12 protein-coding genes are annotated in these 17403 nt (G+C 61.5%); 8 read left to right on the plus strand and 4 right to left on the minus strand.

Going from position 1 to position 17403, the window contains the following annotated elements; translation table 11 throughout:
• From ACRCJM_RS08675 to ACRCJM_RS08685, 3 genes are read left to right on the plus strand one after another with little or no spacing between them, the layout of a single operon-like run.
• Positions 1-1296 (plus strand): sulfate adenylyltransferase subunit 1, encoded by a 1296-nt coding sequence (locus tag ACRCJM_RS08675; RefSeq protein ID WP_431464608.1) that lies wholly within the window; start codon positions 1-3, stop codon positions 1294-1296.
• A gap of 25 nt (positions 1297-1321) precedes the next feature.
• Positions 1322-2269 carry a sulfite exporter TauE/SafE family protein gene (locus ACRCJM_RS08680; RefSeq protein ID WP_431464609.1) on the plus strand — a complete coding sequence of 316 codons (948 nt, stop codon included), beginning with the start codon at positions 1322-1324 and terminating at the stop codon, positions 2267-2269.
• Positions 2270-2273: 4 nt separating this feature from the next.
• Positions 2274-4007 (plus strand): nitrite/sulfite reductase, encoded by a 1734-nt coding sequence (locus ACRCJM_RS08685; RefSeq protein ID WP_431464610.1) that lies wholly within the window; start codon positions 2274-2276, stop codon positions 4005-4007.
• Positions 4008-4076: 69 nt separating this feature from the next.
• Here the strand turns inward: ACRCJM_RS08685 and ACRCJM_RS08690 are convergent, their stop codons facing one another.
• From ACRCJM_RS08690 to nirB, 3 genes are all read right to left on the minus strand, one after another.
• Positions 4077-4979, minus strand: a complete 903-nt coding sequence (locus tag ACRCJM_RS08690) for a hypothetical protein (RefSeq protein ID WP_431464611.1) — start codon at positions 4977-4979, stop codon at positions 4077-4079.
• Positions 4980-5341: 362 nt separating this feature from the next.
• Positions 5342-6382 carry a uroporphyrinogen-III C-methyltransferase gene (cobA, locus tag ACRCJM_RS08695; protein ID WP_431464612.1) on the minus strand — a complete coding sequence of 347 codons (1041 nt, stop codon included), beginning with the start codon at positions 6380-6382 and terminating at the stop codon, positions 5342-5344.
• Between the two features lie 128 nt (positions 6383-6510).
• On the minus strand, positions 6511-9174 hold the full coding sequence (gene nirB / locus ACRCJM_RS08700) for a nitrite reductase large subunit NirB (RefSeq protein WP_431464613.1): 2664 nt from the start codon (positions 9172-9174) through the stop codon (positions 6511-6513).
• Positions 9175-9303: 129 nt separating this feature from the next.
• On the opposite strand from nirB, the gene nirD reads away from it, so the two are divergent.
• Both nirD and ACRCJM_RS08710 read left to right on the plus strand, forming a co-directional pair.
• Positions 9304-9636, plus strand: coding sequence for a nitrite reductase small subunit NirD (nirD, locus tag ACRCJM_RS08705; protein WP_237186155.1), 333 nt, complete (start codon positions 9304-9306; stop codon positions 9634-9636).
• The gene (locus ACRCJM_RS08710; RefSeq protein ID WP_431464614.1) at positions 9633-10085 is read left to right on the plus strand and encodes a precorrin-2 dehydrogenase/sirohydrochlorin ferrochelatase family protein; all 453 of its coding nucleotides are present in this window, start codon (positions 9633-9635) and stop codon (positions 10083-10085) included. Before nirD ends, ACRCJM_RS08710 begins: the two co-directional genes overlap by 4 nt.
• Here ACRCJM_RS08710 and ACRCJM_RS08715 read toward each other — a convergent pair.
• The gene (locus ACRCJM_RS08715) at positions 10082-10783 is read right to left on the minus strand and encodes a GNAT family N-acetyltransferase (protein ID WP_431464615.1); all 702 of its coding nucleotides are present in this window, start codon (positions 10781-10783) and stop codon (positions 10082-10084) included. The genes ACRCJM_RS08710 and ACRCJM_RS08715 overlap by 4 nt on opposite strands.
• Before the next feature lie 875 nt (positions 10784-11658).
• Here ACRCJM_RS08715 and ACRCJM_RS08720 point away from each other — a divergent pair.
• From ACRCJM_RS08720 to ACRCJM_RS08730, 3 genes are all read left to right on the plus strand, one after another.
• A complete protein-coding gene (locus ACRCJM_RS08720) occupies positions 11659-11943 on the plus strand; it encodes a DUF559 domain-containing protein (RefSeq protein WP_237242585.1) in 285 nt (94 codons plus the stop codon).
• A gap of 725 nt (positions 11944-12668) precedes the next feature.
• Positions 12669-15971, plus strand: a complete 3303-nt coding sequence (gene ileS / locus ACRCJM_RS08725) for an isoleucine--tRNA ligase (RefSeq protein WP_431464616.1) — start codon at positions 12669-12671, stop codon at positions 15969-15971.
• Positions 15972-17396, plus strand: a complete 1425-nt coding sequence (locus ACRCJM_RS08730; protein WP_431464617.1) for a bifunctional folylpolyglutamate synthase/dihydrofolate synthase — start codon at positions 15972-15974, stop codon at positions 17394-17396.
• Positions 17397-17403: the final 7 nt, after the last annotated feature.

Raw genomic sequence — 17403 nt, forward strand, 5'->3', positions numbered from 1 at the left:
ATGACCCTGCTCACCCACCCCACCGATATCGAGACAGCAAGCGGGGCACCGGCGTCCGCCCAGCTCGCAACCCGTCAGACCCTGCGCCTGTGCACCGCCGGAAGCGTCGACGACGGCAAATCAACCTTCGTGGGCCGTCTGCTCCACGACACTAAGAGCGTGCTGGCTGACCAACTTTCAGCGGTCGAGCGCACCAGCCGCGAGCGCGGCCACGACGGCCTGGACCTATCGCTCTTGGTTGATGGTCTGCGCGCAGAACGCGAACAGGGCATCACCATCGACGTGGCCTACCGCTATTTCTCAACCGCCGAGCGCACCTTCATTCTGGCTGATACCCCGGGCCACGTGCAGTACACTCGCAATACCGTGACCGGTGTTTCAACCTCCCAGGTTGTGGTGCTCTTAGTGGACGCCCGCCACGGCGTAGTGACCCAGACCCGCCGCGACCTGACGGTTGCAGCCCTGCTGGGCGTGCGCCAGGTAGTCCTGGCTGTGAACAAGATTGACCTGGTGGATTACTCCCAGGACGTCTTTGAGCAGATCCGCGAAGAGTTCACGGCTTTGGCGCAGGCTAAGGGCGTCGCTGAGGTAACCGTGATCCCTATTAGCGCCCTGAAGGGGGATAACGTGGTGGAACCTTCTGCCAACACCCCCTGGTACACCGGCCCGACCGTGCTGCGCTACCTCGAAACCGTCGACGTAGCTGAGCAGGAGTCAGACCTTGGCCTGCGCCTGCCCATCCAGTATGTAATTCGCCCCCAGGGTACCGACTACCGGGGCTACGCCGGGCGTATCACCGCCGGTCACCTGGCTGTGGGCGACACCGTGCACCTGGGGCAGGGGCGAACCAGCACCGTCACCCACATCGATACCGCAGATGGGGCAGCAACCACTGCCACCGTAGGAGACTCCATCGTGGTGCGCCTGGCAGACGATATCGACCTCTCCCGCGGTGACCTCATTGCCGGTGCCGACCGCCCCGAAGGTAGCAGGGAACTCACCGCCACCCTGGTAGGTCTAGCCGATACCCCGCTGCGTCCGGGTGCCAAGGTCAAGCTGCGCTACGGTACCTCCCTGGTGCGGGCCCGCCTCACCTCCATCGACTCCATCCTCGATATTGACACCAACCAAGAACACCCCGGCGAAGCAGTTGAACTCAACGACATCGCCACCGTCACCCTGCAACTGGCAGAAGACCTACCCGTCGAACCCTACAACGGGCGCGGACTGGTAGGCTCCCTGCTGCTGATCAACCAGGCAGACGGCAACACCCTAGCCGCGGGTCTCGTCCGCTAGCAGCCCTCACAGAACGAACACCACCATGAACAAACTACTACTCATCGCCCTGGGCGGTCTGCTCGCACAACTCGTTGACGGCAGCCTCGGCATGGGCTTCGGAGTCACCTCAACCACCCTGCTCCTCACCCTCGCCGTGATGAACCCGGCCAGCGCCTCAGCAGTTGTTCATGTGGCAGAACTCGGCACCACCCTCGCCTCGGGCGTCAGCCACTGGCGATTCAACAACATCGACTGGAAGGTCGTGCTGCGACTGGGCCTGCCGGGTGCGGTAGGGGCCTTTGCAGGAGCTACCCTGCTCTCCAACCTCTCCTTGGCTACCGCCAAGCCGGTCATGGCAACTATCTTGACCCTCATCGGCATCAACCTGGTACTCCGCTTCTCCACCGGCCGCCGCGCCGCCCGCGGCACCGGCGCTCCCGCCAACCCCCGCACCCTCGGCTTCCTCGGGCTCTTCGGCGGATTCGTGGACGCCGCCGGTGGGGGAGGCTGGGGCCCGGTCACCAGCTCCACCCTCATGACCATCGGCAAAACCGAACCCCGCCGCATCGTGGGCACGGTCAACACCGCCGAATTCCTGGTCACCCTGGCCGCCAGTCTGGGCTTTATCCTGGGAATGTGGCAGGACCTCACCGAGCACCTGCTCGCCGTCCTTGCCCTACTGGCCGGTGGCGTCCTCGCTGCTCCCGTCGCAGCCTGGCTGGTCACCCGCATCAACCCCACCGCCCTCGGCGGGTTCGTGGGCACCTGCCTGGTCGTCACCCACCTGCCCTACCTCACCGGCCTCGTACCGGCCCTGGCCCCCTACAGCCTGCCGCTCACCCTGGGAGCAGCCCTGACCGGGCTGGCCCTGAGCACCCGAGGAGTGCTGCGGAGCCGGAACCTCACCCTCAGCCGCCCCACCGGCTACAGTGAAACTATCGCATCTTCACATCACACTCTCGCCACCAGCACCACACGCACGAAAGACTAAACCTATGGCTAAGACCCTCACCGCCCGCCCCGACCAGGCAGCCGCACCGGCCCGCCGTAAACCCGTCTCAAAGAAGCCCAACGGCCAGTGGAAAATCGACGGCAAAAGCCCGCTCAACGCCAACGAAGAATTCAAGCTGGCAGATGATGGCCTGCACGTACGCGAACGGATTATCGACACCTACTCCAAGGAAGGGTTTGATTCCATCGACTCGGACGACCTACACGGCCGCTTCCGCTGGTGGGGTCTTTACACCCAGCGCAAGCAGGGCATTGACGGCGGCCGTACCGCAACCCTGAGCCCCGGAGAACTCGAAGACAAGTACTTCATGCTGCGTGTGCGCATCGACTCCGGCCAGCTCACCACCGAGCAGACCCGCGTGATCGGTGAAATCTCCCGAGACTTTGCCCGCGACACCGCCGATGTGACCGACCGCCAGAACGTGCAGCTGCACTGGGTCCAGGTAGAAGACGTACCCGAAATCTGGCGCCGCCTGGCAGAGGTGGGGCTCGACACCACCGAGGCCTGTGGCGACGTAGGTCGCGTCATTCTGGGCTCACCCCTGGCAGGAATTGCCGCTGACGAACTCATCGACCCCACCCCGGTGATTCGTGAGATTAAAGAAAAGTATATCGGCGACCCCGCCTTCTCCAACCTGCCACGTAAGTTTAAGACCTGCTTCACCGGCCACCCCAGCCAGGACGTCGTGCACGAAATCAACGACGTCGCCTTCGTTGGTGTTAGCCACCCGGAACTGGGTGTCGGCTATGACCTGTGGGTCGGCGGCGGTCTCTCCACCAACCCCAAGCTTGCAGAGCGCCTGGGGGTCTTCGTCACCCAGGAGCAGGCCGTGGAGGTCTGGAAGGGCGTTATCTCCATCTTCCGCGACTACGGCTACCGCCGCCTGCGCAACAAGGCCCGCCTCAAGTTCCTGGTTGCTGACTGGGGGGTAGAGAAATTCCGGCAGGTACTGGAAGAAGAATACCTGGGCTATGCCCTGCCCGACGGCCCCGCCCCCGAGACCCCCGCCGTCACCGGCGACCACGTGGGAGTACACGCGCAGAAGGACGGCAAGTTCTATATCGGCCTGACCCCCACCGTGGGGCGCATCAGCGGCAGCCAGCTCATTGACCTGGCCAACCTGGTTGAAAAGTACGGCTCTTCGCGTCTACGTACTACCCCCTACCAGAAGCTGGTTGTGCTCGATATCGAAGAAGATGATGTTGAACCCTTCATCACCGAAGCTGAGAAGCTGGGCTTCTACGCGCGTCCGTCCGTCTTCCGCCGCTCCACCATCGCCTGCACCGGCATCGAGTATTGCAAGCTGGCTATCGTTGCGACCAAGTCCACTGCCGCCCGCGTCATCGATAACCTCGAAGAACGCCTAGCTGATGTTGCTGACCAGCTCCCGCAGCGCCTGACCCTGCACATCAACGGCTGTCCCAACTCCTGCGCTCGTATTCAGACTGCCGATATTGGGCTCAAGGGGCAGATCATTACCACTGAGGACGGGCGCCAAGTACCCGGCTTCCAGGTCCACCTTGGCGGCGGGCTGGCTGACTACCAGAATGACGCAGCCGGCACCCTTGGGCGTACCGTGCGCGGGCTCAAAGTTGAAGCTGACCTGCTTGAGGACTACCTTGAGCGCCTGATTCGCACCTACCTTGCGGAGCGAGCGGACGCCTCCCAGACCTTTGCGCGCTGGGCACTGGAGGCAGACGAGCAGCAGCTAGTATAGGGCTGGCTTTTCGACGCGTCCGCCGGTTTTCCACTGTTGAGGCGTGGAAAACCGGCGGACGCGTCGAAGTTATGGGTACACCCCGGCGGACGCAAAAGCCCGCTTCAGTTTCTCCGCCAAGAACTGCGGCCGGTAGATAACCTCATGCCAGTTGGTTCGTACCACGTTGTAGCCTCTACCGCGGAGCCAGGCTTCACGCTCATTTTGCTGACCAAAAACCTGTTCACGGTTTGAACCCGCGTATTTGATGTTTCCGTCAAACTCTAAAATGATCATGCACTTAGGCCACATAAAATCAGGCCGGTAGCGCCGTCCGCCGCCCTCAACCCACACCTGCTGCTGGCAGGGCGGAAAGCCAAACTCGTCTAAGAAATAGACCACCAGACTTTCACCAGCAGATTCGGAAAGCGGATTGACTAGGTCAGCCAACCTCTGTAGGCGGTTACTGCCGCGGCCCTTAGCCTGACGTAAACACGTCAAGAGATCGGGGTAGAGAACCCCAGCCCGTAAGGAACTATCGGCCAGTACGAGTGCATGGCGTAGGTCGAGAACCCGGCAACAATCCACCACTGTCTGTAGGGCAGATGTTACGGGAATACCCGCAAGCTCTTGGGGCTTACTCGTAAGCCCGTGCACGGTGACGCCCGGTGAAGAATGAGCCCTAGAGTTCGGTGCTGCAACGTGGATACGTTCAGGAACAGTCAGCTGAGCAAAACCATAGAGAGCTGCAGCGCTCTGATGCGAGAAAACTGTTCGAGCACCCATACCTTTTGAATGGGCAACCAGCCGGGCCACATAGCGTTCACTCGGTAGGAGCGAAGACCAGCTCTGAGAGGGCACGTAGACCCCGCGACGTATTCTGACGATCTCGCCACGGGACACTTTTTGACGCACAGCATGACGGGTAAAACCGCGTAGCTCCAGATCTTGGGCTGTCTGAACCAGGGGGTGGATGTCGTGCAGGCTTTTCATGCATCTAGATTGCACCCTTGAGCACCTTTATCGCAGGCCTAAGGCCGAACCTGTGGATAACTGCGCCCTTTAGCGGGGATAGGCCTAACGTTTAAGGCGCCACAAAGACATAAACGCGTCATAGAAGTCAGCTGCTGTGGGGTCTGCACAACTTGTCCGGACCGCACTGGGGGCGCGTCCGTCCGGATTTCTAGCACCCTGCTAAACCTTCGACGCGTCCGCCGGTTTTCCACTGTTGAGGCGTGGAAAACCGGCGGACGCGTCGAAATGAAGAGGAAGGCACAACGAGAGCGCGGAAACAGACTCGGAATCGGGGCTAGGACGTCGGCCCCGGCCTGAAAAGTCGCTGTGGCAGCTGCTGCCTAGTGGGTCTCAAAAGCCCTTGCCATGATCTCTTCGCGGCGGGGGCCGGCCACCGCACACACCTCGCCCAGAGTAATCACAGCAGGCGGCTTCACATCGGCTAGCGTTTCAAGGCAGTCACCCAAGGTCGCGTACACTTCGCGCTGGTTGGGGCGGAAGCCGTCCTGCACCGCGATCAGGGGCAAGGACGCCGGCACCCCGCGCTCGCGCAGACCGGCAACGGTATGGGGGAGGGACTTGACGCCCATGAGGAGGGAGACCGTGCCGCCGTCCTTGAGCAGGCCCGCCAGCTGATCCAGCTCCGAGCCGCCTAGAGGCGCGTGCCCAGACACCACGGTAAACATGTGGGACACACCGCGCAGGGTAATCGGCACACCGGCCAGAGCGGGCAGCGCGATCGACGAGGTCACCCCCGAATACACCGTAACCGGTATGCCGGACTGCTCACAGACGTAGAGTTCCTCAGCACCGCGCCCGAAGACATAGGGGTCACCGCCCTTGAGGCGAGCCACGGTTCGACCGGCTAGGGCATGCTCTACCATGAGCCGGTCAATCTCCCGCTGCGGCACCCGGTGCTGGCCGGGAATCTTGCCCACATCGATGATGTCAGCCTTAGGTGCCCAGCGGGGCAGGTCTTGGTGGGGAGCAAGATGGTCAAGCAGGACGACGTCCGCCCGACTCAGTGCCTCAAGGGCATAGCGGGTCATGAGGCCGGGATCGCCGGGGCCAGCCCCAATCAAAAAGACCCTGCCGACCTGCTGGGGGGTCGGTTCGCTATCCACAAGAAGAACCGTGTGCAGCCCCCTGTTGCCCAGGGCGGCCTTGATCGCCTGCCGCCAGCTCCCAATCTCATCGGGCTGCTCGGCACAGATGACCACCACAGACGGGGCGATATCTTCTAGAACAGAGGGGAGTAGGTCAGCAGAGGAGACACTCATGACCTCAGCCGCCGCCTTATACTTGGGCGCAACCTGCCCCACCCGCTCTGATGCTCCGCAGAGCAGCACCGCGGCACTGGTGACATCAAGATTAGCGAACACGCCGTATCCTCTCCCTAGAAAACTCTTTACCCTTCATCCTCACACGGGTCGGGCAGCTTCACCCACTTGCGTGACCTCGCATGAACCGGAGTACCACAACCTTGTCACGCGAGGTCACACGGCGGCAGCTAGCCGGCGTGCACCGGCAAAATGGCCCCGGCAATCAAAACCTTCTCGCCGGCGTCCTCACCCTCAAGATCACCATCGGCCTCGGCTGCAGCGATTTCCGCTTCGGTGGCCGGGCGGATCTGGTCACGCTCCAGCACATACATGCGGTCACCCGCCGAATTGGCCTCAGGCTCATTCACAAAAGCCCTAAAGCGGCGCAGGCGTTTCTCGTCGCGCAGGGTTGCAGCCCACTCGTCCTCATAATGGTCAATGTGGTACTGCATATCGGCATCGAGCTGTTCACAGATGCCCAGCTTGTCGTCGATAATCACCTCGCGTAGGTGCTCGATAGCGTCGCCAAACTTTTCATCGAGGTCCTCAGCCCAGCGGGCGGTGCGCTGCAGCTTATCGGCAGTGCGGATGTAGTACATGAGGTAGCGGTCAATGTAGCGGTAGGCGGTTGCCTGGTCCAGGTCCTGGGCGAAGAGGCGACCGTGGGTGGGGTTGGCACCACCGTTACCGGCAAAGTAGAGGTTCCAGCCGTTGGTGGTGGCAATCAAGCCGACGTCCTTACCCTGGGCCTCAGCGCACTCGCGGTTACAGCCAGAAACCGCCACCTTGAACTTGTGGGGTGAGCGCAGACCCTTGTAGCGGTTTTCGGTATCAATGGCCATGGCCACCGAATCCCGCATGCCAAAGCGGCACCAGGCAGACCCGATGCAGGACTTCACATTGCGCAGGGACTTACCGTAGGCCTGACCCGACTCAAAACCAGCATCAACCAGGCGCTGCCAAATCTCGGGTAGCTGCTCCAGGCGGGCACCGTACATGCCGATACGCTGGGCGCCGTTAATCTTGGTGTAGAGCCCGTAGTCTGCTGCCACCTGGGCAATCACCGCAAGTTTCTGCGGGGTAATTTCGCCGCCGGGAATGCGGGGAATCACCCCGTAGGTGCCGTCCTTCTGCATATTGGCCAGGTTGCGGTCGTTGGTATCTTGCAGGGTGCCGCGTCCGCCGTCCAGGGCGTAGGACTTGCGGGTCGATGCAAGGATGGACGCCACGGTCGGCTTACAGATGGCACAGCCGTCGGTACCCCGCCCAAAGCGCTTGAGCACGGAGTAGAAATCATCGAGGTCGCCCACAGCGTAGACAGCCTGGAAAAGCTCAGCACGCGAGAGATCAAAGTGCTCACACAGGGCCTTCGAGACCGTCAGCCCCAGTTTCTTCATGGTCTGTTCTAGGGTCTTTTGGATCATGGGTACGCACGAGCCGCACTGGGTCCCGGCGGTTGTCTCAGCCTTGACCGCTCCCACATCGTGCGCGCCGCCCTTTACCGCTTCCCGCACTGCACCGAAGCAGATATTGTTGCAGGAGCACAGCACCGCGTCGTCGGGCAGTTCTGTATCGGGCACGCCATCCCCGCTTCCTGCAGCGGTGAGAAAGGCGGACGGCTCCGCGGGCAGCTCCCTGCCTAGCAGCGGCTTCAGCGAATCGTAGGGGGCGGTATCACCCACGAAGACACCACCGAGCAGAGTCTTCGCATCGGCGGTTGTCACAATCTTCTGATACAGGCCGCGGGCCGGATCAGCAAACATAATCTCTAGACAGTTTTCGGTCACCCCGCGACGGTCACCAAAACCGGCTACTTCCAGACCCGAAAACTTGAGTTTGGTGGCGATATCGAAGCTCTCTACCTCTTCATGACCACCGGTGAGATTAGTTGCCACAGCTTCAGCCATCTGATTCGCCGGAGCCACCAGGCCCCAGGTGCGACCCAGCACGCAGGCTACTTCACCAATAGCCCAAATGTGGGGGTCTTCCGACTGACAGCTGGGGGAGACCACGAGGCCGCCGCGCTCGCCCACCTGCAAACCGGCGTCCCGGGCTAGCTGGTCATTGGGGCGGATACCGGCAGCCATCATGACCAGGTCAGCATCGAGCTGGTGCACATCGGCTTCATCACCCATACCGTTTGCCACCGACACCGAGATAACCTCACCGGCGGAATCCTTATTGATGGTTGAGATAAAAGCACCGGTTTCAACCGCGATTCCCGCCTCGCGAATTGCGGCGTTGACCGCGAAACCGCCACCCTGGTCTACCTCAATCGATAGCAGCCAGGGAGCCACATCGAGAATGGTGGGGTCAGCTCCTACATCTCGCAGGCCCTCTGCTGCCTCAAGCCCCAGTAGGCCGCCACCGACCACGATAGCGCGGGGGCGGCGTCCTAGCTTTTCCGTTAGACGGGCAACTTCCGCAACCACCGTTTGCACATCATCGATGGTTCGGAAGACGTGGGCGCTGTCGGAGCCAGGAATGGGAATCTTGACCGCCGATGAGCCGGTAGCAAGAATCAGTTCATCGTAGGGGTAGGTCTGACCGTCGGTTGCGCTGACCGTGTGGTTCTTGCGGTCGATGGCGGTTGCGCTCACACCATTGACGAGGGTGACGTGGGGGTTGTTCCAGAGTTCGGGGTCGCCGAGGGTGAGGTCGCGGGCGGTATCGTGAAAAATCTTCTCTAGCGCTACACGGTCATAGGGCAGGTGTTTCTCGGCGTTGAGCACGGTAAGGTGGGAGGCGCCGGAGTCCTTGTCGAGGAAGGCCTTGGCAAATCTCCAGGCTGCGGGCCCACCTCCAATCACCAGAACGGAACGTTGGCTGGAGGTGGTGGGGGTGTGGGACATGGGAGCCTCCCTGGTGTGGGTTCAAGCCGGTTTAATGCGTATTTATAATGCTAATATTAGCTTAAAGACAGGGTAAACAAGGTAAACCCACGCAAACGCACGACGTACAGTAAGAAAATGGAGGGCACCGTGACAGTACAGTGGCACCGAATCTGCACCAAGAACGACCTGGAGCCTAACTGGGGTGAAGCGGCTCTGATTGACGGGCAGCAGTATGCGGTCTTTCGTGCCGCAGACGATTCTATTTTCGTCACCAGCCACAGGGACCCTGCCTCCGGGGCCCTGGTGATTGCCCGCGGCATCCTGGGAGAGAAGGGCGGCGAGCCCACCGTGACATCCCCTCTCTATAAAGAGGTCTATTCCCTCATCAGCGGCGACTGCCTCTCTGGAGCTGACTATCGCCTACCTGTGTACCCCGTAGAAGTGCGCGACGGTGACATCTGGGCGGAGCTCCCCGCGTGAATCAGCGGCTGCCGGTAGCCCTTGATTTGCGCGGACGCCGGGTCCTCCTTGTCGGGGCGGGGCAGGTCGCTGCCCGGAAGGTGGGCGCCCTCATTGAGGCTGGGGCTCAGGTTGAGGTGGTGGCTCCTTCTCTCGACTCCCACCTGGAGAACCTGCTGGCTGAGGGGAGTCTTGTTGCCCACCGGCGTCCTTTTACTCCCGAAGATCTTGCCGGTGCCTGGCTGGTCTACGCTCTCACGGACTCACCGGACCTCAACGCACGGGTTGCTGAGCTCTGCGACGAGCGAGGAATCTGGTACCTAGTGGGAGGGGCGTCGCAGGAATCTCCACTCTGGTCGCTGGCCCACCGCAGGCAGGGCGATGAACTGGTGGCTGTTTCTGGCGGGGGTAACCCGCGGCGAGCCCTTGCCCTGCTCAACCGCATCGCCGGGGTGCTGGGCTGGGACTAGTTCAGATGCAGGGTCATATCGTGCCAGATAGCGCCGCCGTGGGTTGATTCTGAAACCCCGTCAAGCTCAAAGCCGAGCTTCTCATAGAAGCCAATCAGCTCCTTCTTGCAGGTAAGAATCACCCCTGTTCGCTCCTGCTCTCGGGCCTGGTTGATGAGCTTTTCTATCAGGGCGGACGCGTACCCCCGGCCCCGGTGGGCCGGGCGGGTGTTGATACCAAAAACCGTCTGGTAAGCCCCGTGCCGGGTGTGGGCCTGGGGGCTCTCGTAGAGGTCATCGAAGATAACGGGGGAGTCGGTCACTAGTCCGTCGATAAAGGCAACAACTTCGCCGTCAGCTTCAAGTACCCAGAAATGCTCCCCAAAAACCTCAAACCTGGCCCGCAGGTCGCTCTCACTCGCTGCTTCAGCCGCCGGGAAGCACTCGGCCTCAATGGCTGCAAGGGCGGGCAGGTCTTCCTGCTGTGCCTGGCGAATCTCAACACGGGCGTCCTGCTGGTGAGTTGCTGCCGCGTCAAGCGCTGCTAGAGGCTGGCCACCCACACCCCAATCGGTGCGCGGCACCTCGTTTAGGACCACCCACACCGAGCTTTCCTTGGCACCCATCACCCAGGCATAGGTTCGGGTGAGTTCAGCAATCAGCTCGGCCTTCTTCTCATCAGACTGAGTAGATGCATACGAGACATTAATGAGGGGCATGGTGTTCTCCTGGGTAGTGCTTGAACCCAAGTCTAGCGGCGTATCAGAGGCGTGTTCATCTTGAGCGTCCACCAGACTCGCGGAATGCTTATGTCTCAAATGGGCGGTGCAAGATTCTTGTGGACACTTAGCTCAGCCGCGTCATACTGCGTCACGGCTGCACCGTTTTAAACGCGCTCGCCGTGCACTGGTGAGCAAAGCGCTATCCACAGGAAGCGCCTATCTAGCGAAATCTGCCCGAATCAGCGCACAATCTGACCATGAAATCTCCAGAAGAAATAGCAATGGCCGTACAGACCACACAGCAGCTATCCGCGCGAGGCATAAACAAGGACGCCCTCGCCCGTGCGGTCGCTCGCGGCGAGTACCAGCGGCTTGGCTACGGAAGTTATATGGAAAGTGGTTTCCACTCTCAGCTTTACCCTAGTCAGCAGTATCTGGCCCGTGTCATCGGGTATGGCAGAAGCAGGCTCAAAACCTCGGTGCTATCCCACCATTCAGCGGCAGCGGTACACGGTATGTGGCTACTCCATATACCGACTGCTATCCATACAGTGGGGCAGGCACACGGCACCCCATTACCGCGGGTTGTGCGGCATAGAAACGGCCGGTACGAAATCGAGAAAAGTTTGGGTGTGGATGTAACCGCACCGCTCGATACGGTTCTTCACTGTATGAGGGTGATGAAATTCGAAGAGGCACTTGTGCTTGCAGATAGTTCTTTGCGGAAGATTGAGCACCAAAAACTGACCCAGGCCTTACGGGGGCTGTCTGGTCGTGGCTCTGTGCAGGCTCGCATAATTGCAGATATCGTAAGCCCTCTCAGCGAGTCGCCTGGGGAGAGTTTGCTGCGGCTTTTCTTGATGAGGTGTGGTTTGCCTCGGCCTGTCGAACAGTACGTGATTGGGGTATATGGGCAGCAGTTCAGGGTAGATTTTGCCTGGCCAGATCTCAAGATCATCGTTGAGTTCGATGGGCAGATCAAATACACCCAGTTTGGTGAGCGTGAGGACGTTTTTGGGCGGCAGAACGAACGTGAGGCTCTCTTACGGGGGCAGGGGTGGGATGTGGTTCGAGTAGCGTGGGACGAGCTCACCCGGCGTCCGCACGAGCTCAAAATCAAGATGGAGCGAGCTTTCAACCGTGCCCGCCGCCTCTAAGGTCCACCAGACTCTCGGAGCGTCCACCGGGGGAATAAGCACTTTGAGAGTCTGGTGGACGCTCGCGGAATAGGAGAGGGAGAGGTGCGCGGACGCCGCCCGCCTGCGGGTGCGACCTGAAGGTGAGCATAGGGGCGGGGGTAAGAATTGTAATTTAGGTTCCCCTGCTCACCCTGCCAGCTGGCGGTAATCCGCTATCTTGGGGCGGGGCGTCCGCACCTGTACTACATCTTGTGCTCACACGCCTGTAATTCACACCCCGCCCCGGCGGGCGCCTGCCAGAAAAGCTAAAAACCCGTTAGACAGCCACCGCCCCTGCCCCTAAAATAGGTAACAGTTGCAATGACCCGGCTATCACCGGCGAGCAATCCGGAAGAACAGGCTGTACCTGCACACCCCCGTAATTCGTTGCGACGAGGGGAGTGCGCGGAATAGATATAGCCCCAGTAGACCCGGACGGGTAAGCCCGAAACAGCTGTCATGAAGCGACTGATAACCGGTTCGACCCTGCGCTGGGCGCAACCTACCTCATCTCACGAGACGGTAGGTTGCCCCGGCGCAGACCCATACCCGCCCGCACTTTTCAGTGCGGCTCGGGGTGGGGTCGGGCCGGTTGATGTAAGCAAGGTGGTACCGCGCAGGTTCCTTGCCCGTCGAGCGGACGGGGGAGGGCAGGCGTCCTTGCACCCCAAGTACTAGGCAGACAAGAACCTAAGGGCGCAACCATGACCAATAAGCCTGTTTACCCCAAGGCAAGCGCAAGCGGAGCCAGTTTTGTGGCCGCTTCCCCCTCTTTCCCCGCACTCGAAGAAGCAGTGCTGGACTACTGGAAGAATGACGGAACCTTCCAGGCATCCATTGATAACCGCGACGCCGGCGAGAACGGTGCCAACGAGTTCGTCTTCAACGACGGCCCTCCCTTTGCTAACGGCCTGCCCCACTATGGCCACCTGCTGACCGGCTATGTCAAGGATCTGGTCGCCCGCTACCAGACCCAGCGCGGTCACAAGGTGGAGCGCCGCTTTGGTTGGGATACCCACGGCCTGCCTGCTGAGCTTGAAGCGATGAAGCAGCTGGGTATGACCGACAAGCAGCAGATCATCGAGATGGGCATCGATAACTTCAACGACGCTGCCCGCGCCTCGGTGCTCAAGTACACCAAGGAATGGGAAGAGTACGTCACCCGCCAGGCCCGCTGGGTGGATTTTGAGAACGACTACAAGACCCTGAACGTGGAGTACATGGAGTCCGTGATTTGGGCTTTCAAGCAGCTTCACGATAAGGGCCTGACTTATGAGGGCTTCCGCGTGCTGCCCTACTGCTGGAAGGACGAAACCCCGCTCTCGAACCATGAGCTGCGCATGGACGATGACGTCTACAAGGAGCGTCAGGACCCCTCCGTCACCATAGCCTTTAGCATCACCGATGACACCTCCCTGGCAACCGACAAGGCTGTAGCTGAAGCTCTGGTCGGTGTTGAGGCTCTTGCCTGGACCACCACCCCCTGGACCCTGCCCACCAACCAGGCCCTGGCCGCTGGCCCCGAGATCAGCTACGTTGTGGTGCCCGGTGCCGGTGAGCTGGAAGGACGCCGCTTCCTGCTGGCTGCTGACCTGCTGGGCGAGTACGCCAAGGACCTGGGCTACGGGGAGGCTGAAAAGCCCGCGGACGCCGCCCGCGAGGCCGTCCTTGCCACCTACACCGGCACCCAGCTCGAAGGTGTGCGCTACGCACCCCTGTGGGACTACTTCACCGACGCAGAAAAGTTCGGCACCGAGAAGGCCTGGCAGATTCTGGTTGCCGACTACGTGACCACCACCGACGGTACCGGTCTGGTCCACCAGGCACCCGCCTACGGTGAGGACGACCAGAAGGTCTGTGAGGGTTACGGTATCCCCGTGATTCTGTCTATCGACGAGGGCGCCAAGTTCCTGGACCTCTTCGCCGACTCTTCCCTGGCCGACGGTGCCCCCCTGGCTGAGATCGCCGGCGTCCAGATTTTCGAGGCTAACCGCACCATCATCAACACCCTCAAGGCTGACGGCGTGCTGATTCGCGAGAAGTCCTATGTTCACTCCTACCCCCACTGCTGGCGCTGCCGCACCCCCCTGGTCTACCGCGCCATCACCTCCTGGTACGTGCGCGTGACCGACTTCAAGGGCCGCATGAGCGAGCTGAATGAGGACATCAACTGGATTCCCGAGAACGTCAAGCACGGCCAGTTCGGTAAGTGGGTTGAGAACGCCCGCGACTGGTCCATCTCGCGTAACCGCTTCTGGGGCTCCCCGATTCCGGTCTGGGTCTCTGATGACCCCAACTACCCCCGCACCGATGTCTACGGCTCCCTGGCTGAGCTGGAAGCCGACTTCGGCCGCCTGCCCCTGAACAAGGACGGCGAAGTCGACCTGCACCGCCCCTACATCGACGAGCTGACCCGCCCCAACCCGGACGACCCCACCGGCAAGTCCACCATGCGCCGCGTGGAGGACGTGCTGGATGTCTGGTTCGACTCCGGTTCTATGCCCTTTGCCCAGTTCCACTACCCCTTCGAAAACAAGGAGTGGTTCGAGGCCCACTACCCGGCAGACTTCATCGTTGAGTACATTGGCCAGACCCGCGGCTGGTTCTACACCATGCACATTCTGGCTACCGCCCTCTTCGACCGTACCGCCTTTGAGAACGTCATTGCCCACGGTATCGTGCTGGGCTCAGACGGCCAGAAGATGTCTAAGTCCCTGCGCAACTACCCGGACGTCTCCGAGGTTCTGGATCGCGATGGTTCGGACGCCATGCGATGGTTCCTCATGTCGTCCCCGATTCTGCGCGGCGGCAACCTGATTGTGACCGAGCAGGGCATCCGCGAGGGCGTCCGCCAGGTCATGCTGCCCCTGTGGAACGTTTACCACTTCTTCGCTCTCTACACCAACGCTGCCAACGGCGGTGCAGGCTACGAGGCCAAGCTGGTCACCGAGGCCGAGCACGTTATGGACCGCTTCATCCTGGGGAAGACCCGTCAGCTGGTTGCAGAGGTCACCGAGGCCATGGACGCCTACGATGTATCGGCCGCCTGCGAGGCCCTGCGCACCTACACCGACGCCCTGACCAACTGGTATGTGCGCCGCTCCCGCGAGCGTTTCTTCAACGAAGACGCCGCGGCCTTCGACGTGCTCTACACCGCCCTGGTGACCTTTGTGAAGATGGCGGCCCCCCTGCTGCCTTTGACCACCGAAGAAATCTACCGCGGCCTGACCGGGGAGCGTTCGGTTCACCTGACCGACCTGCCCTCACCTGCGGATTTCAAGGACGAGGCTGAACTGCTGGCCCTGATGGAGACCACCCGCGCTGTCGCTTCTGCCGGTTCTGCCCTGCGTAAGGCCCACAAGCTGCGCGTGCGCCAGCCCCTGGCTGCCCTGACCGTGGCGGTTGCCGGTGGCAAGGACCTGGCCGGTACCTTTGAGTCAATCATCGCTGATGAGCTCAACATCAAGGCGGTTGAGCTTCTGGACGCTGCCGAGGTGGCTCCTGCTGACTTCGGCATCTCCCAGCAGCTCAAGGTCAATGCCCGTGCCGCAGGCCCCCGCCTGGGCAAGCAGGTGCAGGTTGCTATCAAGGCTTCTAAGAGCGGGGACTGGAAGGTCACCGAGGACGGCACCGTTGTGGTGGGTGCCGACAACATGGCTCTGGAGCCGGGCGAGTACGAGCTTGAAACCGTGGTCGCAGAAACCGACGGCGCCGCAGAGCGCGCCGTCTCGGTTCTGCCCGGCGGCGGCTTCCTGGTACTCGACACCACCCTCACCGACGAGCTGCGCGCCGAGGGTACTGCCCGCGACGCCGTCCGCGCCATCCAGTCCGAGCGTAAGGACGCCGGCCTGAATGTCTCAGACCGCATCGAGCTGACCATCACCGCTCCCGCAGCCGACCTCGAAGCTATCAAGAAGCACGAGGAACTGGTGGCCGGTGAGACCCTGGCTGTGGCCGTGACCTACCTCGAGGGCGCTGAATTCTCAGCGACCGTGAAGAAGGCATAAATGACCAAGGACAACATGGAGCTTGACCCCGTGTTTGCCGAGATTGCTGCCGAGGGCGTTCGCGCTGACGATGCCCTCGGCGTAGCCTCGGTCTACGCCGATCTGCTGGCTCGTGCCCCCGAGCACAAGATGGCCCCCCGCCTCGATGCGATGACCCGCGCCGTGGAAATTCTGGGCGAGCCCAACAAGGCAGCCCCGGTCATCCACATCACCGGCACCAATGGCAAAACCTCAACCGCCCGCATGATTGAGCGTCTGCTCATGGCGCACGACATTCGTGTGGGTCGCTACACCAGCCCCCATATTTCCACGGTCACCGAGCGGATCTCGATTGACGGGGCGCCCGTGGCAGATTCCACCTTTGTGCGTATCTGGGGCGAGATTCAGCCCTACCTACAGATCGTGGATGCTGAACTTGAGGCCGCCGGTGCCCCCCGCATCACCTACTTTGAAGCCCTCACTATCCTGGCTTTTGCGATTTTCGCCGACGAGCCGGTGGACGTGATGGTACTCGAGGTGGGTATTGGGGGCTCCTGGGACGCCACCAACGTCGCCGACGCTACCGTATCGGTGGTTACCCCCATCGGCCTGGACCACACCGACATGCTGGGGGAGACCCTCGCCGAAATTGCCGGTGAGAAGGCAGGGATTATTAAGGACGGCGGTTTCCTCGTCTCCGCCGCCCAGGACCCGTCCGCCGCCCAGGTTCTGCTCGAAGCCGCCCGCGCCCACAACGCCGACTACCGCTTTGAAGGCGTAGAGTTCGGCGCTGTCGACCGCACCGCCGGTGTGGGCGGGCAGCTGCTTACCATCCAGGGACTAGCTGGCCGCTACGAAGACATAGCCCTGCCCCTCTTCGGCGCCCACCAGGCCCAGAACGCCGCCGTGGCCCTGGCTGCGGTTGAAGCCTTCTTGGGCGGGGGAGAGAAGGAACTGAGCCTCGACCTCATCAAGCTGGCCTTTGGCGAGGTGCGCTCGCCGGGCCGTCTAGAGGTAGCCCGCACCGAGCCGCCCGTGGTGCTCGATGCCGCCCATAACCCCCACGGTGTCGCTGCTTCGGCAGCTGCCTTCAAGGAGTCCTTCAGTTTCGAAGAACTGCACCTGGTGGTGGGTATCTTGGGTGAAAAGGACGCCGCGACCATGCTGAACCTGCTCTTTGACGAGTACGTTGACCGGGCTGACTGGCGCACGGTGCTGCACCTGACCAAGTCAGACTCGCCACGGGCCATCGCGCCTGAGGAACTGGCTGAGCTGGCCCTTGAGGCCGGTTTCGATGAAGATACGATCGAAACCTACGAGAATATCCCCGATGCTCTCTCAGCAGCGGTTACAGCGGCAGCAGACGTGCCCAACCTTAACTCGGCTGTTCTGGTGACCGGCTCTATCACTGTGGTGGGCGAAGCTAGCACCCTGCTTGGATTGTAAAGGAGAG

Origin of the sequence: Rothia sp. L_38, assembly GCF_050689125.1 — a bacterium.
Taxonomy (GTDB): Bacteria; Actinomycetota; Actinomycetes; order Actinomycetales; family Micrococcaceae; genus Rothia.